Origin of the sequence: Mesorhizobium sp. WSM2561 (genome assembly GCF_000513915.1) — a bacterium.
Lineage (GTDB): Bacteria > Pseudomonadota > Alphaproteobacteria > Rhizobiales > Rhizobiaceae > Mesorhizobium > Mesorhizobium muleiense.
The window spans coordinates 156,776-178,500 of the sequence record NZ_KI911324.1 but is presented as its reverse complement, the minus strand read 5'-3'; the positions used below and the strand labels follow the sequence as shown (position 1 = coordinate 178,500).

Below are 21,725 nucleotides of genomic sequence, written 5' to 3'. Positions count from 1 at the left end.
TCTTTTTTGAAAACACAACGATATCAATCGATGAAGGAGAAAAGAGATACACCTATTCCGCCCGCTCGATGCGGATGACCTGCGGCTTGTCGGTCAGATGATCGTCCCTGGTGATGCCGTCGACAGCCTTGCGGACCGCCGCTTCCGTCGTCTCGTGGGTGACGAGGATCACCGTCTTCTGCAAGGCGGTATCCGGCCCGGCGGCGTGCTGCACGATCGATTCCAGCGAAATGTCGTTGTCGGCCATGCGCTTGGCGATGGCGGCAAAGACGCCGATGCGGTCATGCACGGTCAGCCGGATGAAATAGCCGCCCGCATGGCTGCGCATCTGCGCCTTCTTGTAGGGCCGCAATTCCTTCGCCGGCAGGCCGAAGACCGGACCGTGCTGGAAGCCGGGCCGGCTCTTGGCGATGTCGGCAATGTCGCCGACCACCGCCGATGCGGTGGCGTTGCCGCCGGCACCGGGACCGGAGAGCAAAAGCTCGCCAAGGATATCGGTTTCGATGGCCACCGCATTTGTGACGCCGTGCACCTGCGCGATGACCGAGGCCGTCGGCACCATGGTCGGGTGCACGCGCTGTTCGATACCGCTTTCCGTGCGCTGGGCGACGCCGAGCAGCTTTATCCGGTAGCCGAGGTCGCCGGCCGCGCGGATGTCGGCCTGGCTGATGTTGGAAATGCCTTCCATATAGATGTCGTTGGCGGCAATCCTCGTGCCGAAGGCAAGGCTGGTCAGGATCGACAGCTTGTGCGCGGTGTCGTGGCCCTCGATGTCGAAGGTCGGGTCGGCCTCGGCATAGCCCAGCCGCTGCGCATCTTTCAGACAGTCGTCGAACGACAGGCCCTCGGCTTCCATGCGGGTCAGGATGTAGTTGCAGGTGCCGTTGAGGATGCCGAAGACACGGGTCACCGAATTGCCGGCCATCGCCTCGCGCATCGTCTTTATGACCGGAATGCCGCCCGCCACCGCCGCCTCGTAATTAAGCAGAACGCCCTTCCTCTCGGCGATCTCGGCCAGCGCAACGCCATGCTTGGCGAGCAGCGCCTTGTTGGCGGTGACGACGTGGCGGCCGGCTTCAAGCGCCGCTTTCACGGATGATCGCGACGGCCCCTCGTCGCCGCCGATCAGTTCGACGAAGACATCGATATCGCCGGTCTGCGCCATTCCTACCGGATCGTCGAACCACTTGACCGCGTCGAGATCGACGCCGCGGTCGCGTTTGCGATCGCGGGCCGAAACGGCTGACACGACGATCTCGCGGCCGCATTGCCGCGTCAGTTCCGCCGCCTTGTCGCGCAGCACGCGCGCCACCGACGCGCCGACGGTGCCGAGACCGGCGATTCCAACACGCAACGCTTCAGCCATGTCCGGCGACGCCCCTCAAGGATTTGGTCGATGTGGTATCGGGCAACTCAACGATGCGCGGCGAGCGGCACCACATTGTTGGGCTGTTTGGCGCTGGACGCCAGGAAGCGCTTGATGTTGCGCGCCGCCTGCCGGATCCGGTGCTCGTTCTCGACCAGCGCGATGCGCACATGGTCGTCGCCATGCTCGCCGAAGCCGACGCCCGGCGCCACCGCCACGTCGGCGTGCTCGATCAGAAGCTTGGAGAATTCAAGCGAGCCGAGATGCTTGAACGGCTCCGGGATCGGCGCCCAGGCGAACATCGACGCCGCCGGCGCCGGAACGGCCCAGCCGGCGCGGCTGAAGGCGTCGACCATGACGTCGCGGCGCTTGTGGTAGATGTCGCGCACTTCGGCGATATCGGCGCCGTCGCCGTTGAGCGCATGCGCCGCCGCCACCTGGATCGGCGTGAAGGCGCCGTAGTCGAGATAGGATTTCACCCGGGTCAGCGCCGAGATCAGCCGCTCGTTGCCGACGGCAAAACCCATGCGCCAGCCGGGCATCGAAAAGGTCTTCGACATCGAGGTGAACTCGACCGCCACGTCGATCGCGCCCTGCACCTGCAGCACCGAGGGCGGCGGATTGCCGTCGAAATAGATTTCCGAATAGGCAAGGTCAGACAGGATGATGATGTCGTTCTTCTTGGCGAAGGCCACCACCTCCTTGTAGAAATCGAGCGAGGCGACCTGCGCCGTCGGGTTCGACGGATAATTGAGGATCAACGCCAGCGGCTTCGGGATCGAATGGCGGATGCCGCGCTCCAGCGCCGGAATGAAGCCGTCGTCCGGTTCCACCTGCAACGAGCGGATGACGCCGCCAGACATGATGAAGCCGAAAGCGTGGATCGGATAGGTCGGGTTTGGGCACAGGATCACGTCGCCGGGCGCGGTGATCGCCTGCGCCATATTGGCGAAGCCCTCCTTCGAGCCCAGCGTCGCCACCACTTGCGTGTCCGGGTCGAGTTTCACGCCGAAACGGCGCGCATAGTAATTGGCCTGGGCGCGGCGCAGGCCCGGAATGCCGCGCGACGATGAATAGCGGTGCGTGCGCGGGTCGCGCACGACCTCGCACAATTTGTCGACGATGGCCTTGGGCGTCGGCAGGTCCGGATTGCCCATGCCAAGGTCGATGATGTCGGCGCCGCGCGATCGGGCACTGGCCTTCAGCCGGTTGACCTGCTCGAAGACGTAGGGCGGAAGCCGGCGGACCTTGTGAAATTCTTCCATGTCGTTTCCAGTGGTGGGTTCAATTCCAGACGGTCAAAGTGGTTTTGGCAAAGGTGATTGTCGGTCGCGCGATATAATCCTATTTGCAGGTAGGGTCGAGGGCGGGATCGCATTTGGCTTCGATCTGCTTCAGCGCATCGGCGCCGTGCTGCTTCGCCAATGTGTTCAGCGCCGCCGGGTTCGCGACCTTGACCGCGCCGCCCTTTGAGCCCTGCGCCTGTGCCTCGGCCTTCAACTGGGCGAGCTTGGCGTTCTTTTCCGCCTCGGTGAATTGCTCCGCCGCCGCCTGCGGCGGGATATTCAGGTTCGGATAGGTGCCGGTGTTCTTCGGCCCGTCGGTAGCCGCGACAGGCGTGGCGCCCTCGATGTTGGTACTCGAACAGCCGGCGATCGCCAAAAAGACGACCGCCGCGCCTGTGCGACAAAAACGACCAGTGCCAGAAAAAACAGTCTTGCCAGTATCAGTCGTCATATTGTTTCCCTGGCAGCCAAGATAGAGCGCGTTGGACCCTGTTGGATGTGCCATGATACTATGTCAAGAAAACGCTTCGGGAGGAACCCCGCGAACCATGTCCAAAACACCCGATTCGGGCAAAGCGGAAGATGACCGGCCTTCGACCGTCGAGCAATATCTGGTCAAGGATCCGGAGCGCTTCGCCTTGAACATGGCCCGCATGATCGAGCAGGCCGGCAAGGCGGCTTCCGCATGGGCCGAGCCGCGCGAGAAAGGCGACGTGCGCGACCATGTCGCCGAGCCGGTCGTCGATATGGTGAAAACCTTCTCCAAACTCAGCGAATACTGGCTTTCCGATCCGCAGCGCGCGCTGGAGGCGCAAACGCGGCTGTTCTCCGGCTACATGACCGTCTGGGCCAACTCCATCCAGCGCCTCAGCGACGGCGGCGAAGACACCGAAGGCGCGTTCAAGCCCGAGCCCGGCGACAAGCGTTTCCAGGACCCGGAATGGGGCCGCAACGCTTTCTTCGATTTCCTCAAGCAGGCCTATCTCGTCACCTCGCGCTGGGCGAACGACCTGGTCGAACACGCCGATGGCCTGGACGAGCACACCCGCCACAAGGCCGGTTTCTACGTCAAGCAGGTGTCCAACGCCATTTCGCCGTCGAATTTCATCCTGACCAACCCGGAACTGTTTCGCGAGACCATCGCCTCGAATGGCGAAAACCTGGTGCGCGGCATGAAGATGCTGGCCGAGGACATCGCCGCCGGCAAGGGCGACCTGAAACTGAGGCAGGCCGACTATTCGTCCTTCGAGATCGGCAAGAACCTGGCCACGACACCCGGCAAGGTGGTGGGCCGCAGCGACGTCGCCGAGATCCTGCAATATGATCCGGCGACCGAAACCGTGCTCAAGCGGCCGCTGCTGATCTGCCCGCCATGGATCAACAAATTCTACATTCTCGATCTCAACCCGCAAAAATCCTTCATCCGCTGGGCCGTCGAGCAGGGCCACACCGTCTTCGTCATCTCCTGGATCAACCCGGACGAGCGGCACGGCACCAAGAGCTGGGAGGCCTATATCAGAGAGGGCCTGCAATACGGCCTGGACACGATCGAAAAGGCCACCGGCGAACAGGACGTCAACGCCGTCGGCTATTGCGTCGGCGGCACGTTGCTGGCAGCCGCCCTGGCGCTTTTGGCGCAGGAGGGCGACCACCGCATCAAATCGGCCACCTTCTTCACCACGCAGGTCGATTTCACCCATGCAGGCGACCTGAAAGTGTTCGTCGACGAGGAGCAGGTCGCGGCCGTCGAAAAGGCGATGAACGAGAAAGGCTATCTCGACGGCACCAAGATGGCGACCGCCTTCAACATGCTGCGCTCGGGCGACCTGATCTGGCCCTATGTCGTCAACAACTACATGCGCGGCAAGGATCCCCTGCCCTTCGACCTGCTCTACTGGAACGCCGATTCGACCCGCATGGCCGCAGCCAACCATTCCTTCTACCTGCGCAATTGCTATCTCGAGAACAGACTTTCGCAAGGCGAGATGGAACTGGCGGGCCACGTCGTATCGCTGAAGGATGTCACCATCCCGGTCTACAACCTCGCCTCCAAGGAAGACCATATCGCGCCGGCGCTTTCGGTGTTCCTCGGTTCGAAATATTTCGGCGGCGAGGTCGACTACGTCCTGGCCGGCTCCGGCCACATCGCCGGCGTCGTCAATCCGCCGGCGGCGCAGAAATATCACTTCTGGACCGGCGGCAAGCCAACCGGCGACTTCAACGAGTGGCTCGCCAAGGCCACCAACCATCCCGGCTCCTGGTGGTCGCACTGGCAACGCTGGATCGAGGCCAAGGACGACACCCGCGTGCCGGCCCGCAAACCCGGCAAGCACATGAAAACCCTGGGCGATGCGCCAGGCACCTATGTCAAGGTGCGTGTGTAACCTTCTGTAATGTGTGGTGAGTTGACGCGCCGGTAAAAGAGGGCGAAATGGTGTCGTCAACCCTTAAGCGCTCCCGATTCTTCTCTAGCCGTCGAATTACTCTGGGGCTTGCGGATTTGACACAGGTCTCGTTTCCGTTCGGGGACAAGGGTTTATTGCGGCGAGACGTTTCGGTGCCGCCAATGAAGTACCGACCGGACATCGAGGGGGAATTTGGTTTTGAAATCAGCAGGATCGCGCCTCGCGAAGGGAGAAAGCCGCGCCATTGCGGCCGCGCTTTTCTCCGTGCTCCTGGCGTCCTGCACCTCGGCCGGCGACCCATCCCTGTCCGTCGGCATGCCCGGCTACAATGCCTCGGCACCGGACACAGCCTCCGGCAGCCAACAGGTCACCACTGATTCATCGTCGCAGATGACGACTTCACAAATGACGATGACCGCCAAGGGCGACGCAAGCCTTCCCGAGCAGGTCGCTCATGTGCCAGCGGCCAAGCCAGGGGCGCAGGCGCTCCAGGGAGGCACCAAATCGGATGCCGGCTTCCCCGTCCCGGCTAAAGCGGGCGCAGAGACGGCTGCAGGCCAGACGCCGCAGCCACAGGCGGCGCAGACGGTTGAACAGGCCGACGCTGCTGCGCAGAAGACTGAAACCGCCGAGGCCGGCACGGCCGCGCCGAAGTCCGCCGCGCCGGCGATGAACAACCCGGTCTATGTGACCGCCGCAGAGCCGCAGGCCTATGCGCCGAAGAAGAAGGGGTTCTTCGCCACTTTGTTCAGCGCCACGCCCGCCTCGGCAGCACCTGCCCCGCAGGCCAGCAACAGGTCGGGCGAGCAACCGCCGGCGGCGCAGCCCAAGGCCTCACAGCCCCAGTCGGCTCAGCCCAAGGCGGCGGCGAAACCCGCCATCACCCTGGCCTCGGCCAAATCAGCTGAAAAGCCGGTGCAACTGGCTTCGCTCGGCGATACCAGCCGTTTCACCGACGACGCGCTGCCTGGCGTGCGCAAGACCGCACTTTTCGAGATCAAGCGCAAATCCGGCCTCGACGACGACAGCGACGTCGATCTGAACGAGGATGAAGGCGGCGCCTATCAGGTGGCATACGCTCCCGGTCTTGCCCGGCTGGCGCCCAACGGTCTTTTGAAGCAGACCGAGAATGTCGACGTTGCCTGCCTGAAACCTTCGCTGGTCCGCGTGCTGAAGACGATCGAGGGCCACTACGGCAAGAAGATGATCGTCACCTCCGGCTATCGTGATCCGGCCCGCAACCGCCGCGCCAACGGCGCCAAGAATTCGCTGCACATGTATTGCGCCGCCGCCGACATCCAGGTTCCAGGCGTCTCGAAAGCGCAACTGGCAAGCTACATCCGCAGCATGCCAGGGCGCGGCGGCGTCGGCACCTACTGCCATACCGAATCCGTCCACATCGACGTCGGTCCCGAGCGCGACTGGAACTGGCGCTGCCGTCGGCGGCGGTAAAGGCTGGTTCTCCCTCTCGTCCATGCAACGCCCGCCGTGTGCCGTCTCAGGACGGCATACGGTGCCGCGTCGAACCAGGGGGAAATCGCCGAAAATGCGCGGTTTTGCGGTCACCGAAAAAAGTTGTCGCAGGTAGCGGCAGACGGGTTGCCGGTTTGGTGCAACGCAACTATAAGCGCTCACATCTGAGCGCGCCCATCGTCTAGCGGTCAGGACACCGCCCTTTCACGGCGGTAACAGGGGTTCGATTCCCCTTGGGCGTACCAGAGATTTTCAGGCAGTCAGCTACTTCCCCGTCCTGCCACGTCGAACCTAGTTCAAATAACTGTCAGTGAACACTGGCGGACTTCCCGCTATTTCCATTCAAACCTGTCGGTCGGCTCAAGGCTGGATCGAAACGTTTGGCGAAGAGCCGCCAGAGCCGCCGTTTTCCCATTCAGGTAGGCATCGAAGAACGACACTGCTCCGTCTTGTACAATCCGCGTGTAGCGGGTCTCCTCCTCGGGGCCGTGGGCGTGTGGTCCGTGCTTCAGGCCGGAAAACGCATTGTGCTCAGCACCGCCGAGAACGAGCAGATATTGATGAGGGATGGTCAGCGCTTCGTAGGGAAGGGTCCGCTGTATCGGATCGAATTCCTTGTTGCCGGGCACTGCATTGCCATCTTTCGTCCCCGTGATGTGAAACAGCGGGATATCGATATCGCGGTAAAGGGCGACCAAGTCGCCGCCCTGGATGGGTATGTTCGGGCTCATGACCAGGCCAGCGCGAATTCCTGGCTCCTTGAACGACCACTGCCCGCCCGGACCCATTCTCTGCCCTGCTGCAACCATCGTCGAGACGCCTCCATAAGAGTGTCCGGCCATGCCGATGCGTGTCAAATCCAGGCGGCCGGCGAGCCGCCCCTCGCCGTTCATGCGCGCAAGCTCGCGCAGGGCAAAGGGCACGTCCTGAAATCGCGCGCGCGCCGCATTGGCGTCCCACATGGCTTCACGAAGAATGCGGTAGACTTCCGCAAGAGAGTTTGCCTGTTGCCAGATCGAACTGTCCGTCCCGGTATGCTGCAGGTGCACCGCCACGTAACCGCTTTCCGCCAGGCGCCGCCCGAGGTAAGGCATCGCCTCGCGCGATCCGCCAATGCCATGCGACACAAGGATCACCGGGTAAGCGCCGGAGAGGGAAGCGGGGGCATAAAGCCGGTACGGCACCGAACGGCTGCGCGATTCGTCGCGAAAGGCGCCGTCAATGACAGTATATCCCGAAGGTGTATCATCCACGGTTTCGTTCATCCGCCAGCCTCTCAGGAATGTATGCTCGAAAGCCTCTATTGTTCGCCCGGTTCCTTGACCCGCTGGGCCGAAAGCATTAAGGCAAATACAGGTGGAATCCACATCCAAGACATCTATTGCCCGCTAGGTACGTGCTATGGTGGTGTTTGAAACAAGCGCTCACTATTACCGCTTCTTTGCCAACGAGTCTCGTCGTGGAGGCTCTCCCCTCTATGAAAAGCTGTCGCTTGGGATTGCGGACAATGTCGCGCTGCAGCGCCTGGCGGCGGGGCGCAGGAAGGGTCAGCCGGCGGCGAACCTTGTCTTCGGCGCGGTACAGTATCTCCTGCTCGGCGGCGTCGACCATCCTCTCAAGGATTATTATCCGAGTCTGGGCGGAACGCGGCCGGCCGACGATCGCGCATTCGAACTTTTCGCCGCTTTTTGCGGTGCCCACGAAGCCGAACTCGTCGACATCATCGCGAAGCGCGCCACCAACACCAACGAGGCTGGCCGCAGCGCGCTGCTGCTGCCCGCATTCGATCTGGTTGCGCGCGAAGCCGCCTCTCCCCTTGGCCTCGTCGAGATCGGATCCAGCGCCGGCCTGAACCTGAACTTCGACAGCTATGGATATCGGTATACGGACGGGAACGGCGCTCCGAAGCTGGAGCGGTGGACCGATGCGGATTTCGTCCTTTCCTGCATCCTTGAAGGGCCTGGCGTGCCTGTTTTGGGGATGTTCCCGCCCCCCGTTTCATCGAGGATCGGCCTCGAACTTTATCCGACCGATGTTCGGGACGAAAATGAACGCCGGTGGCTCAAGGCGCTTGTCTGGCCCGAGCGCATTGACCGGCTTACAAAACTGGATGGCGCCCTGAAGGTCGCCGCCGCGCATCCGCCCCGGATCAAAGGCGGCGACGCCGTGTTGAACCTGAGCTCTGCGCTGGCGGAGATTCCGCCTTATCAAGCCCGGTGCGTGTATCACACGATCATGGGCTATCAGCTTTCTGGCGATCAACACCGACGCATAAACGATATCCTGTTGGAGGCGAGCAAGACGGCGCCGGTCTGGCGCGTCACCGTGGAAGGCGAGGTCGCACACCCCAACCCCACTGAGACGTTCAATCCTCTCAAGGTCAGCAGATACTTCAATGGCGAGCGCAGGGTAAAAACGCTCGCGGTCTGCGATCCGCATGGGCTATCGATGGAGTGGAAAGGTTAGCAGCTCGACGGTTTACCCGGCCATTCCTGTCCTTGACCAGATGCAAAACGCGGTGCGCTTTACTCTAACGTGTCCACATCATCGGCGATGGACAAACGGTCGCGCGGCAGGGGCACACGCAACTCGTTGCGGTTGGACAAGGCCTTGGCAAAGTCCGGTTTGAGCGTCAGCGCCTCGTCAAAGCTGGCGAGTGCTTCATCAATGCGCCCCAACGCCCGCAGCGTCACCCCCCGATTGTTCATTGCCTGCACGAAATCGGGTTTCACCCCGATGGCTTTCTCGTAGCACGCGAGAGCCTCGTCATACCGTTTCAGGCCGCGCAAGGCATGCCCCCTGTTGTTGTACGCAGCTGCGGCTTTCGGATTGATCTCAGTGGCGCGAGCCAGGTAGGTGTCCGCTGCCTGATGCCGACCGGCCTGAAGACATAGAACGCCCAACAGATAATTAGCGTCGTAATGCCGGGGATTTGCTGCCAGTACCTGCAGATAAATCCTCTGGGCATCCAAAAATTGCTTGCTCCGATGGCATTGCAGCGCACGCGCAAATTGCTCCTCAATACGCCTAGCCGCCACAAGCTCGTCCAGATGCCGGCGCGCCTCCAGATTGCTCGGTTCAGTTTCGAGCACCTGCCTGCAACCGCGCTCGGCCAGATGGAACTTCCCCTCCTGACGCAGCTTTCCCACCGACGAAATCACCGAGGGAAGGCTTCTTCGATCCAGCCTGTTTCCGCGGCTGTTGGTGGAGTCGATCCGGACACCCTCTACAAGCCGCTCCTTCGATCCGAAACTGTACTTGTACGAAAAATCTCCAGTGCCAAGGTCGTAAGTCCTGAGGCCGTTTTGAATTGCCCAACGGATGCTGTAGGCGTGAAGCACCAAGCCCGGTGGAGGCTTCCGAATTGCGAGATTGCGGCTGACGAGGAAACAGACGAGTGAACGCTTCGACCTGTCGATAAACGCAATGTGTACTCCTAATGGAGTATCGCCTTTCCATAATACGGGCGAGAACAGCACACCCGCCTTGTGGCACTCAAGTAACATATGGCGGCAGTTGGCAATAACACTCTGAGCATAGACGCGGCTTTTGGCCTCCCACTGCGCAAGCCAAAGTTGATAGAAAACCTCCAGGTCGCTTTGGATTGTCTCGAAGTCCGCCACACTTATCCGGTATTCTCCGCTATTTTCGACCTGACGAAGAAAATGGCGGACATCACGACGGGTTTTCGAGCCAAGGTTGCCATCCAGGAATTCGTCCCAATCGGCTGGCAAATCGACATACATATAGATGTCATGATTTATGTTTTCGCCTGTTCGGGTTGTATGGCGACGTCGTTCAATCTTTTCCTTCACAAAATCGCTGTCAGAAAAGCTTCCAAGCAGCATTTGACGGCGCCTGGCCGATATCGAAATGTCGTCGCAGTGTAACGTCGTCCAATTCAGCGCCTGCAGGCGACCGGCGAACGACGAAATGACTTGCTCTTCGAATTCGGGAACGCAGATGAAGCCCGTATAGGTGGCGAAATACGAGCCGGCCATCCTTATGCTGCTATAAAACCCCGCCTGCTCATCAAGCCCGGTGACGAGTTGCAAAGGGAAGAAGGCGACATATTCGTTCGACCCGGGAGACCGCGCGGCCAAAATCACCCAACCTGGGCGTCGCAGCCAATTCGACATCCATGGCCACGACAGGAAGAAGTTCGCCTCCGGATCGGAGTCATATATCCGGTCCCAATTCTCTCTCAGCGGCTCCAACGCTTCGAATTTGTCGACCATATCGATTTGCATGCGCTGACCATCACTGAAGTGCCTTATCGAGCGTTGCGGTTATCTTTGCCGCTTTCTCTGACGCCTGAGACTGTGCGTCAAAACATGTCCCACCAGTTCTTCATACTTGATCCCATGCAGGGCGGCCGAACGATAGACCGCCGAGGCCGGCGCCATGTTGCAGGCGATGTTCACTTCGATGAAAACGGTCCGGCGCGTGTCGGGATCATAACGGAAGTCGAAGCGGGCATAATCGAATGGCGACATCTCGGCCACCATTCGTGCGGTTGCCTCCGAAACCTCTTCAGCTCCCGGTCCGTCGTAAGGAGCGGACTTGTAGGAACTGTTGAGCCCTCGCTTTGCTTCATTGGTCAGAACATTGTCGCCAGGGCGGCCGCGCTCCTCGAAGACCGCCAATGAACCCGGGGGGAAGCCCTCGACAATTGGAACCGTCAGATTGAGGCCCGGCACAAACTCTTCTGCAATGAATTCACGGCCGCCGTGACGCGGATCCGAGATGGTTGTCAGCGCATCCCGCCAATCCGCTTCATTCTCGACCTTTACAATTGCGTCGGAAGCGATACCCCCTCGCGGCTTGACAATCCACGAACCGGGGAGGCTGAACTTGTCATTGCTGACCTCACCGGGCTGCATGATCCTGTGCTTGGCGACATCGAGCCCCAGCGAAGCAGCCAGTTGCTTGGCCAATACCTTGTCTTCCGAGACCGCCCGGCTTGACGCCGATGCGCCGAGACACGGGACGCCACGATAGGCCGCGATTGCCGGCGCCAGGAGCTCGTGACCATCGAATATCGCATGCGAGTGAATGGCATAGAGGAAATCGAAGTCGAGAGGCCCGAACAGCACCTCGTGCTCGCTCGCCGGCGTGACCCTGAAACCCAGCCCGCGCAGCGTTTCGAGCATGATGGCATGGTAGACGACGTGGTAGCCGTACTTGGCCCTGCGCTCCGGGCTGGAGTCGAGGGCATGACGCGCCAAAAACAGCACATGGGTTTGCGCCAGCTCTTCCGGCGATGGGGTCAACAGGTATTCCAACGTCGGCATTTATGAGCCTGATGTGTTCAAAACGCTTTTCCATGCTTGCATCATGGCTTGAGCCGGTCAAGCAGAACCACGGGCAATATTTTGGGTGGCGTTGAATACAGATCCAGACTGGGATGCTGGCCGCACTGCCCGGTGAAGAAACGCAGGAGCAGTTCGGGGCTCCCGGCCGTCCTTTGACGGGAGTCAAAGCCCCAGCTCGAATGTAGAAGCCTGCTTGCTTCCGAGAAAATTCTCCAAGGCTTGGATAGCGTCTATCGTATGCTGGGCATTGTCTATGCGAGCCCACCTATTTTTCTCTGCATTGGTCCTGATGGCTCCTCGGTACGCATAAAAAGGAAGAGAAGATTCATCCAGTTTTTCTCTATACTGCAAGGATGCGATGTTTTTCAACGAGAGCATAATAGCGTCAAGGTATCGCCCTGCCCTCACCTCATCCCCTGTCCGCTGCGCCATCTCGAATGCATAAGCCAGCCCCTCGGTATAAACTCCGTCCGAGGACGCGTGCGGAAGGCCGTACTGAGGGGTTGCTGGATTGAAGAATCGACCAATCCTGTACGACCGGTCCTGAAGTTCAAGCAATTTGTCGTTCAGAGTAAACACCGCCTCGGCGAATTTATCGGCTTTCGTCAACTCATATAGATGCCGATAAGCGATGGTGTGCCAAGGCACGTATGCCGGGTAATAATTATCTGCGATATTGCGGACATATTCATCTAAATAGAATTCTGCACTGCGCGCCGCTTCGTCGAAATAACGGGTTAATCCAGTCCGGAAATAATATTCCAGCAAAGCTACTAATGCTTCCCCTGAGTAAAATGTTAAGAGGTATTTTGCGTCGAAGGAATAATTCGGCTCCTTTAGCCAAGGGCGAAAGGACCCGTCTGCATTCTGGAGCGCAAGGATGCCCTCCGCGGCTGCACTAGCCTTTGACTGGAACTGTCCAAAATGAGGGCTTGCCGCGAATGTGCGAAGCAGAATCGCATTTGCCCCGAGCTTTGACTTGCCATCATATTCAATATAACCAATACCACCCTCCTCCCTATACCACGTATTCATAATGAACGACAAATTCCGGCGATGAACAGGGCGAAGCGAGATATTTCCTACGCTCATTTCCGCCAACGTGCGCGATGACATAAGCTGTCTTAGTTCATTGTTTTTTTCAGATTTCTCGCCCGTATACGGATTAATACTGTAGGTAAACAGGCCCCTTTTTCCAATATTGCGGATTATCCAGGCTTCCGCCAAGTCTCGGATCCTTGCCATCTCCTCCGGCAGCGACACGTCCGTCCGTCGTTCGGGAGACCGTTCGGCGCGATGAAAGCTCGTCTTCGGCATGAGGCGTTTGGAGGTTTGAACCCGGTGGGCGGACATGGTTTCGCCGAGATTGATCGAGTTTTGGGCTGCTCTTCAACCGTCGACTGTAATGGCAGGGTCTATGCGGTGGCAACGGCCTCGGCTGTAGGGCCGGGCTCCAAATGAGCGTAGAGAGCCGTGAAGATCCTGGTTTGTCGCTGCAATTGAAGGGCCGGTCTGCGACCAAGCCCGGCGCGGAGGAGTGAAGATAGCTTCGCGGCCGATAGTCAGCCTCGCGCCGGCCCTCCAGTTCAGTATCCCAAACGGAAGGTGAGCGCCTTTAGACGCTCACCTTCGCGATTATCGAGCCAATATCTGGTGGGGTCGCTAGCCGCCGCTGCCGCCGCCACCGCCGCTGCCGCCGCTACCACCGCCGCCGCCGCCGCTGCCGCCGCCACTGCCGCCACTGCCGCCACTGCCGCCGCTGCCGCCACTGCCGCCACTGCCGCCACTGCCGCCGCTGCCGCCGCTGCCGCCGCTGCCGCCGCCGCCGCCGCCACCACCGCCGCCGCCGCCATTGCCGCCGTCGCCGTCACCATCGCCGTCGCCGTCACCATCGCCGTCGCCATCGCCGTCGCCGTCACCATCGCCGCCATTGCCGCCGCCGCCGCCGCCATTGCCGCCGTCACCATCGCCGCCATCGTTCAAGGCGGCGGTGATAAGGGCCGTGGTGACCGGCGGGCACATGTCGATTTGCGCGGCGGAAAGAATGCTGGTGCGGTTGGCTGCAATACAGCAAAGCGCGAAATTGGCTTCAGTGAGAGGTTGGCACTGTGCAGCCGCAAGCCGAGGACGTTGACTCTGCTGTGCGGTTGCCGGTGTGATCATTGCCACCGTGAAGGCAGCGGATGAAAGGAGCAGTATTCTTAGAATCGTGCTCGAGACGTCAGGGTACAGGTGCATTTTCTTCCTCCTTGAGGGAAAAAAGGCGCTCCCGTCCCCTTTGGTTGCGCGAAGGGTCAATATTACCGACCATCGGTAACACTTTGTTAAGTATGGCAAACAATTTGTTCCTGCGCAATCGCGATTCTCAGGGTTGATTTACCAATCCCCATAAGGATTATGCCGACCCACCAAAAGGGGACACTCAGTGATTCGTTCAGCGGCGCTTCTAGCGGCGGCCATTTTGTTGGCCGGCTGCAGCAATCAAACAACCGGAACAGCAACGAAGATGGCCACGCAAGGCTACGCCTTTGCACCGGCCGCCTTCTACAAATTCTGCGCCAGCGATCCGGCGCTCTGCAGCACCCGCGGCAAGGTCAAAGCGGTCGAACTCACGCCGAGACTGGAAGCGGAACTTGCGAGCGTGAACAAGTCGGTCAATCGCCGCATCAAGGAGAGAGGCGACAGAGACTCCGCAGGCCGAGCCGACGTCTGGGGCTTGCCGACCGGCGAAGGCGATTGCGAGGATTTCGCCATCCTCAAGAAAGCCGAGTTGTTGAAACGCGGGTGGCCCGCATCCGCCATGTTGCTGACCGTTGCGACGCTTGGCGGCGCAGGTCATACGGTCCTGACGGTGCGGACGAACCAGGGCGATCTGGTGCTGGACAACAGGACGGGCGCGATCAGGAATTGGTCACGGACGTCGTACCGTTATTTTGCTCGGCAGTCCCAGTCCGAAAACGGCAAGTGGACGCGGATAAGAACCTGACACCCGTGCCTTGATCGCCCCGCGTCGATTTCGCCGCGCGCAAACCAGATCTATCTTCGATCTGGCGTCCTCAGCCCGGCGGTTGGCCGCGACCGTCACCGATTCTGCGCGATAATGCGTCCAGGCGGACGTCACGGCGGCCTGATCGTGGCCCACGTCAACCTCGATGCGCGGCATCACAGGGCAAGCAATTCAATGCGGAAAGGAATTGCTTTCGACGACCCGCCAAATATCCTTGTTGATTGCGCTGATCGCCTGGATGGAGGCGCTGATCCGCTTCATCTCGGAATCGTCGAGCTCCTCGATCTTCCCATATTTGATTGCATCCTTGCTGTCGAAGATGCGCATTAGTTGCGTGCTCGCGTGCGTTCCCGTTTCGTCGAACGAATAGATGCAGTGGCTGTATTTGTTGCGCAGCTTTCCCTGCCGGGTAAGCTGACTGGCGATCTCCAGGACCTGGCGTCGGCATTCAACCGGTGTTCCCGCCATCTTCGCCAACCGCTCGACCAGCTCGATCCGTGCGCGCGTGGTGTTCAGCGTCAGGAAAATGACGATCGCAGTCTCCTTGTCTACTTTCGCCAGACCGGCAATCAGGTAAATCAGCAAGCTTTCTGTGTTGGTCCATGTGTAGTTCAATTGACCAACAAGCAGTAAAATCTCCTGGAAGCGTGGCATCGACCTGCTCACGTGAGAGTTGAGATCACCGGGCGATCCGCACCGGGAACCATTCCAGCGGCCGCTACCCGTCTGGCATGAAAAAGGGCTGCGGCTTCAGTCCTGTTGTGGGCGCCCAGCTTGTTGATGATGTTGTGCATGTGAATTTTGACGGTGTGTTCGGAAAGGCGAAGTGCGGCCGCTATGGTTTTGTTCTGCAGTCCCTGCGACGCCATCTCCAGGATCTGACTCTCCCGACATGTCAGCTGGCCTGACTCCTCGAGTGCGGCTTGTCGTTTGATGGCGGGCTTCGCTTCCTTCGCGTCGCCATGCGGCACGCCGTTGTTCAGGTACGACTGAAACATGGCCAAGGGGAAATATTCGCCTCCGCGCAGCATGAGCCTGATCACGGAAAGCCACACATCCAGCTTCAGGTTCATGGGAAGCACGCCGCGCACCACTCGCGACGCAAAGATCTCATCGGGGGAAAGCGGTCTCCTGCCGTCGTCCTGCATCACAGCGGTCATGGCTGCCGGGTGGAAGCGGGCCAGCTGGGCGGAACAGGAATCGATTTCGCTCAGAAACACCGCATCGATCAGAATGAGGGAAACCGAAGGATCGAACGCAGTCCAGGTGGCGGACAGGTCGCGAACGCGCTCAGCCCCGATCCACGGGAATTCCCTTTCGACGGCATGCACCAGGCTATCGGAGATCGTGTCGTCGGGGGCGATGAACAGCAAGGTTCGTCGGGCCCAGGATTCTCTATCGGCTGTCTCAGCTCGACCTCGTCCGCTCGCCTCCACCCCATCCACCCCACTCATGGCCCACCTGTCTACGAACACTCACAAAAGGCCGGGAACCCCTAACCCGGACGACACACGTTAACGACTTCCTAACTCAAAAATAGGCGAAAAAATATAGTCCTGACGAGCTAGGCAATTGCTGGGACACCGCGGCGCGGCGCGCAACTGTCCGCGATTCACGATTGCTGCCGACCTGGTCTTCCGTCCAGGATTTAACCCTTCATGGCGAGCAGCTCGTCCCAAACGGGCTAGCTCCAACTATCAGCTTACAATTTACGGCTGACGGCCACAGACTTCCAATGTTCCGAATTGGGAGTTTGGGGAACATCCAGAGATTCACGAGAGCAGCGAGCGACCGCACCGTTGGGCGGCGCAGGCGGTAACTCGTGCGCAATCTGGCTGCCTCGCTCCCCCGTCAAAGGGAGGTGACGCCGTACAAACAGACGATGACCGGATCTCCGGCCTTAGTCCCCTAGGCGCAGGCGATCCAAAACCAACCACATGAAAACTTAACGGCCGCGAGCAGCCCAAGACCACGTCAGAATGAATGTGGTTCGGTTGTCGCGGCCCCTAACCGAGGGAACGACAATGACTACTCGCACCAACAATAACACCGGTTGGCAGTTCATCGGCGACGTCGCCGATGCCGAAGCCGATGCAAAATCCGACGCTGACTCCAAGAGCGACGCCAGCGCCGACGCCAAGAGCGACGCCAGCGCCGACGCCAAATCCGATGCCGACGCAAAATCCGACGCTGATTCCAAGAGCGACGCTGACTCCACCGGTGTCGGCGTCGGCGTAGGCGTGGGTATCGGAGCTGGCATCGGCATTGGCGACGCTGACGCTACGGCCAATTCGACCAGCAACAACAACAACAACAATAGCAATTCGAGCAGCAACAACAATAGCAACAATAGCAACAACAACAACTCCAACACCAACACCAACAACGTTAACACCGATGTTAAAGCCAGTGTTAGCGCCCACGCGTCCTCCGACGGAAAGTCGGACGACGATTTCGCTGACCTCGACCACGTGGCTGTCGGCCTCGGCGGCGTCATGATGTTCAGCCGCGACGGCGACATCAGCTTCGATCCGGGCGACGACGTCAGCTTCTCGGACGTCCTGAACGGTGCGTTTGCCGGAGCCGGCAATGGCCACAGCGCCACCATTATCAACCAGACCGGCGACATGAAGGACAACGACTATCTCGGCAGCGCGACGGTCAAGAATGACGGCTACTTCGGCAACAAGGGCGACGCCAAGGGTGGTTACGCCAAGTCCGAGGAAGGCATCGATGCCGGCGGCGACGGCGGCCATGCCGGCGATTCGGTCGCTTTGGGCGGCTTCGGCGCCAAGGGCGGCGATGCCGATAGCGGCAACGCCAAGGCTGGCGACGCCAAGGGCGGCGGTGTGGCCGTGAGCGTGCCGATTGTCGTCGGCTCCGCTGACGCCAAGTCCGACGGCGGCAACGCTCATGGCGGTGACGCCGTGCCGATCGCGGTTAGCGGCGACGCCAAGGGCGGCGACGCGTCCGGCGTGGCTGTCGGCGCAGGCCTCGGCGGTGACGGCAAAGGCGGCTACGGCGACAGCGGCGAAGCCGATGGCGGCGACAGCGGCGACGCCAAGGGCGGCGACGGCGGCGACGGCGTCGGGCTCGGCCTGGGCCTCGGCCTCGGCGTCGGCGTCGGCGGCGACTCCAAGGCCGACGGCGGCAATTCCGACGCCAAGGGGGGCGACGCTGGCGCGCTTGGCTTTGCCGACGCCAAGGGCGGCGACGGCGGCAACGGCGGCAATGGCGGACGCGGCGGCGACTCGACCGCGGTACCTGTCGCCCTGGCGCTTATGGACGATGCCGAGGCTGGGAGCGACTCCGACTCCTGGTCGTCTAAAGATGACAACGTCGCCGTAGCTATCCCGATCGCCGCGAATGGCGACACCGATGCCGGTAACACCGGTGGTGGCGGCGGCGGTGGCGGCGGTGGCGGCGGCGGTGGCGCGAATGCCGGCAACTTCGCCGACGTCGATGGCGGCGCTGCAACGTCGACTGGCGGCGCTGCAGACTCGACCGGGGGCGCTGGCTCCGGCTCCGGCACTGGCTCTGGCTCTGGCTCTGGCGTTGGCGGCGCCGGCGGCGGCGCCAACAGCGGCGCGGGTGGGGCTGGCACGAGCGGCGACGCAACCGGCGGAGCCGGCAGCGGCGGAGCCGGCAGCGGCCTGGCAAGCAACGTCAACACCGGTGGCGCAGCTGCCAGCGGTGCGGCCACGAACGGCGACGCGACTGGCGGCGATGCGACCGGCGGCGCTTCGACGGCGACCGGTGGAACGGGCGCGGTTGCTCTCAGCGGCGCTTGGGCTGACGGAGCGGACGGTGGCTATGCCTGGAGCGGCGACGCCACGGGCGGCGCTGGCGGCAACGGCGGCGCAGCGACTGCGACCGGCGGCGCGGCTGGCGATGGCGGCGGCGGCGGCAGCTGGGGGTCGAATATCGGCCACGACCAGCACATCGAAGCCATAAGCCAGGCCAACGCCAATGGCACCATCGACATGAACGGCTTCAACCAGCAGATCGTCATGGGCGCAAACCTGCAGGGCCACTCGGTCGACATGACTGTAGTGGGCGGCAACCTCACCAGCTCGCTGGTTGGCGAAGACGACGCCACATAACTGGCATGGCCGGTCTCGCCGCAGCGAGACCTGCAAAAAAGGGACTGCGCGGGGGAAAACCTCGCGCAGTCTTTCGAACCAGAGAAGAGAAGCGCGACCCGGCAAGGGCGCGGATGATCTCGAAAACCGGAGGAAACTTCCGTGTATATGGACAAGATCACCGAGGCGATCAGCCACTTTGTGGGACTCTTTGAAATCACGCTGGAGCAAGCCCGTCTCAGGAAAGCCTATGACGAATTCAAGGCGGCCCAGGCGGTCGAGGAAGAAACGCCGGAGCTTGCCAGTCAAACGGTCAACGTCGACGCAGGATACAATCTGGAGGATTTCGTTCCCTCCATCGAGTATTCGCCAGTCCCACCAAAACTTGTCCTGTCGACACCTTGGTCGGATTTCCAATTCGTTCCTCCAGACATCCCTGCGATCCCGCAGCCGGACGTCGCCTATCCAGGTTTCCTGCTTCCCCCGGAAGCGTACCCGATGGGGAGTGCGCCTTCGCGCCTGATCCTGCCCCATATCGAGCCCCCTGGCTCGGTGGCGGTCCTTATCAATCAGGAGGTCCGGCTCTCCGACAACGACTATACAGGCGCTGGCGGACATGGCCTGAAATTCTCTCCTGCAGCAGCGGACCATGCTGCCGAAATGGCAACCTTGCTGGGCGCGGCGGCGGATCTGTCGCCGATCGACGATCTGGAAATGCCGGGTTCGTCCGAGGAGATAGTGGCTGTCATCAAGACAGCCGGCGAACGGCTCAACGGTTATCCGGAGGAAACGGATGGCGAAGCCGATGTTTTCGTCGTCAAGGCCGACGTCATCGAAGGCACTTACGTCAATGGGCAATCCGTGGACGAAGCGCCCAAGCTCGACGATCACCTCCCGGAGAAGCACCGTCGAGCCGAGGAGGAGGACGAGGACGAGGAAGAAGAGGCCGAGCAACCCTCCTACACGCCTGGGTCCGGAAGCATCGACATCGATGTTTCGGTCGAGCTGGAAGCCGGCGGCAATCTCCTCGTCAACAGCGTGGCGATGGCCAACAACTGGCTGCAGTCGCCGGTTTGCGCGGTGATGGGCGACCATGTCGAGCTCAACGCGATCATTCAGATCAACGTCTCGTGCGACAGCGACCTCGTCAGTTCCTCCATCAACGGTTGGGGCCTGAACGCCACCGATCCGACCCAAGGCTTCAATATCGCGATGTTCAAGCGCATCGATCCGTCGGCGGAAGCTGCGGCGTCGCAGGCCAAGCAGGGTGACTTCCCCAAGCACTGGGTTGTCACCGAGGTCGAAGGCGACCTGCTCATCATGAACTGGATCCAGCAATACACCTTCATGATGGACAATGACGTTTCCGTCCTGTCGTCATCGGGAGTCAAGACGCTAGTGACAGCCGGCGCCAACACGGCGGCCAACGACATTTCGCTGGACGAACTGGGCTTCAATTACGACCTGATCGTCGTCGGCGGAAACATTTATGACGCCAACATCATCCATCAGTTGAACGTGCTCCTGGACAACGACCTGATCGGCGCGGTCGATGGTTTCCAGACAACCGGCGAAGGCGCGGCCTCCACCAGCGACAATCTGCTTTGGAACCAGGCCAACATCGTCAATTACGGCGCCGGCGATCGCTTCGAGGCGATGTCTGAAGCTTATCGCAAGGCGTGTGAAAGCCTGCAAAACGGCAAAGCTGACCTTTCCGACATACTGAACGATGGCGCATTCGCGGGCATCGGGGCGATTCGCGTGCTCTACATCTCCGGCGACATCCTCAATCTGCAATACATCAAACAGACCACCATTCTTGGCGACAGCGATCAGGTAGCCTTGGCCATGAATGCGCTGGCGCATCCGGAGGCGGACTGGACAATTTCGACGGGAACCAACTCGCTGGTCAATTATGCCTACATTGCCGACGTGGATTCCACCGGCAAGACCTATGTCGGCGGCGGCATCTATTCGGACGAAATCCTCATCCAGGCGGAGCTGATTTCCACCGGCCCCGATCTTGGCGGCCAGAATCCCGACGTGCTGGTGAATGAAGCGGTCGCTTTCCTCGATGACGACATGCTGGCGCCGGAAGCCTCTCAAAACGTGGCGTATCCTTCGCTCGTGCCTGAGACCTATTCCGATCCGATGCAAAGCGTTCTCGCGTGATTTTCGAACCGGGGTGGCAGCAATGACCGAAGATCGCGATCAAACCGGGCGCGCTTTCGCCCAAGAACCAGAATGGGATCGGCCGGATGACGGCGGCGAAGCAGTCGGGCGAAGCGCCGCCGAGCCGATCGCACAGACTTGGTTTCGTCACAGCAGGGCGGTCGATCGTTCGGTGGAAAAACTGGACGATGTCGTTGCCGAATTGTGGCGCATAGTGGACGCCCGGCCAACCGAAACGCCAACATCGCTTCGCGACGCGACGCCAGCCAAGGGCACCGAACAAGCGCGCCCTTCCACCGCGCCTTTACCTGGTGATAGAAGCGCTCAGCAACGCGAGGTGCAACCACCCTCCCCGCAAGCAAAAGCGCCTTCGGCTCCGCCGCCGGCCACGCCCATTGCTCCAGCCGCAGACAGCATAAGAGGCCCCGACCCCATCCGGCCACCGAGCCCTCGGATCTCCGAGCCGGCTCAGCGTGCCGTATCACCAAAGGAAGAGCCGGCGCGCAAGCCCGAGCCGGAAATGCTGGAACGCAAGACGCCGAACGCACCGAAGGACGCACCTGGCAATCAGGACCAGCCGAGCGCGCGAGTAGGCGAGCCGCCCACGCAGGAGATCCGG

The 21,725-nt window shown here is 60.9% G+C and carries 16 protein-coding genes, 1 tRNA gene and 1 pseudogene; 8 read left to right on the top strand and 10 right to left on the bottom strand.

Annotation, left to right across the window (positions count from 1 at the left end):
- Positions 1–52 precede the first annotated feature (52 nt).
- From M727_RS0134205 to M727_RS0134195, 3 genes are all read right to left on the bottom strand, one after another.
- A complete protein-coding gene (locus M727_RS0134205) occupies positions 53–1,366 on the bottom strand; it encodes a homoserine dehydrogenase (protein WP_027156256.1) in 1,314 nt (437 codons plus the stop codon).
- 47 nt (positions 1,367–1,413) lie between these two features.
- The gene (locus M727_RS0134200) at positions 1,414–2,631 is read right to left on the bottom strand and encodes an LL-diaminopimelate aminotransferase (RefSeq protein ID WP_027156255.1); all 1,218 of its coding nucleotides are present in this window, start codon (positions 2,629–2,631) and stop codon (positions 1,414–1,416) included.
- 79 nt (positions 2,632–2,710) lie between these two features.
- The gene (locus M727_RS0134195) at positions 2,711–3,028 is read right to left on the bottom strand and encodes a hypothetical protein (RefSeq protein ID WP_306454973.1); all 318 of its coding nucleotides are present in this window, start codon (positions 3,026–3,028) and stop codon (positions 2,711–2,713) included.
- A gap of 172 nt (positions 3,029–3,200) precedes the next feature.
- Here M727_RS0134195 and phaC point away from each other — a divergent pair, with 172 nt between their 5' ends.
- From phaC to M727_RS0134180, 3 genes are all read left to right on the top strand, one after another.
- Positions 3,201–5,036, top strand: coding sequence for a class I poly(R)-hydroxyalkanoic acid synthase (gene phaC, locus M727_RS0134190; RefSeq protein WP_027156254.1), 1,836 nt, complete (start codon positions 3,201–3,203; stop codon positions 5,034–5,036).
- Positions 5,037–5,249: 213 nt separating this feature from the next.
- Positions 5,250–6,509, top strand: a complete 1,260-nt coding sequence (locus M727_RS0134185; protein ID WP_027156253.1) for a D-Ala-D-Ala carboxypeptidase family metallohydrolase — start codon at positions 5,250–5,252, stop codon at positions 6,507–6,509.
- 191 nt (positions 6,510–6,700) lie between these two features.
- Positions 6,701–6,775, top strand: a tRNA-Glu gene (locus M727_RS0134180).
- Between the two features lie 87 nt (positions 6,776–6,862).
- Here the strand turns inward: M727_RS0134180 and M727_RS38890 are convergent.
- Positions 6,863–7,795 carry a hypothetical protein gene (locus M727_RS38890; RefSeq protein WP_051505870.1) on the bottom strand — a complete coding sequence of 311 codons (933 nt, stop codon included), beginning with the start codon at positions 7,793–7,795 and terminating at the stop codon, positions 6,863–6,865.
- 136 nt (positions 7,796–7,931) lie between these two features.
- On the opposite strand from M727_RS38890, the gene M727_RS38885 reads away from it, so the two are divergent.
- Complete coding sequence (locus M727_RS38885) at positions 7,932–8,996, top strand: DUF2332 domain-containing protein (RefSeq protein ID WP_051505869.1); 1,065 nt, start codon at positions 7,932–7,934, stop codon at positions 8,994–8,996.
- A 59-nt stretch (positions 8,997–9,055) separates the two neighbouring features.
- On the opposite strand, the gene M727_RS38880 is transcribed toward M727_RS38885, so the two are convergent.
- From M727_RS38880 to M727_RS42165, 4 genes are all read right to left on the bottom strand, one after another.
- Complete coding sequence (locus M727_RS38880) at positions 9,056–10,768, bottom strand: GNAT family N-acetyltransferase (RefSeq protein WP_198032758.1); 1,713 nt, start codon at positions 10,766–10,768, stop codon at positions 9,056–9,058.
- 51 nt (positions 10,769–10,819) lie between these two features.
- Positions 10,820–11,803, bottom strand: a complete 984-nt coding sequence (locus M727_RS0134160) for a hypothetical protein (protein ID WP_198032757.1) — start codon at positions 11,801–11,803, stop codon at positions 10,820–10,822.
- Between the two features lie 204 nt (positions 11,804–12,007).
- Positions 12,008–13,072 (bottom strand): hypothetical protein, encoded by a 1,065-nt coding sequence (locus tag M727_RS0134155; RefSeq protein ID WP_156941739.1) that lies wholly within the window; start codon positions 13,070–13,072, stop codon positions 12,008–12,010.
- A gap of 359 nt (positions 13,073–13,431) precedes the next feature.
- Complete coding sequence (locus tag M727_RS42165; protein ID WP_156941738.1) at positions 13,432–13,812, bottom strand: hypothetical protein; 381 nt, start codon at positions 13,810–13,812, stop codon at positions 13,432–13,434.
- A 491-nt stretch (positions 13,813–14,303) separates the two neighbouring features.
- Between M727_RS42165 and M727_RS0134145 the strand changes: the two genes are divergently transcribed.
- A complete protein-coding gene (locus tag M727_RS0134145; RefSeq protein WP_236389063.1) occupies positions 14,304–14,831 on the top strand; it encodes a transglutaminase-like cysteine peptidase in 528 nt (175 codons plus the stop codon).
- 192 nt (positions 14,832–15,023) lie between these two features.
- Here the strand turns inward: M727_RS0134145 and M727_RS0134140 are convergent, their stop codons facing one another.
- Together M727_RS0134140 and M727_RS38870 are read right to left on the bottom strand one after the other, a co-directional pair.
- A complete protein-coding gene (locus M727_RS0134140; protein ID WP_027156248.1) occupies positions 15,024–15,506 on the bottom strand; it encodes a hypothetical protein in 483 nt (160 codons plus the stop codon).
- Between the two features lie 8 nt (positions 15,507–15,514).
- Entirely contained in the window at positions 15,515–16,225 is a 711-nt protein-coding gene (locus M727_RS38870) for a response regulator transcription factor (RefSeq protein ID WP_245269176.1), read from the bottom strand.
- A 651-nt stretch (positions 16,226–16,876) separates the two neighbouring features.
- Between M727_RS38870 and M727_RS0134130 the strand changes: the two genes are divergently transcribed.
- The 3 genes and pseudogenes from M727_RS0134130 to M727_RS42725 all read left to right on the top strand — a co-directional run.
- A complete protein-coding gene (locus M727_RS0134130) occupies positions 16,877–18,955 on the top strand; it encodes a hypothetical protein (RefSeq protein ID WP_027156247.1) in 2,079 nt (692 codons plus the stop codon).
- A 147-nt stretch (positions 18,956–19,102) separates the two neighbouring features.
- Positions 19,103–21,106, top strand: coding sequence for a hypothetical protein (locus tag M727_RS0134125; RefSeq protein ID WP_036264497.1), 2,004 nt, complete (start codon positions 19,103–19,105; stop codon positions 21,104–21,106).
- 22 nt (positions 21,107–21,128) lie between these two features.
- A pseudogene (locus M727_RS42725) lies at positions 21,129–21,725 on the top strand (hypothetical protein); the annotation flags it as partial.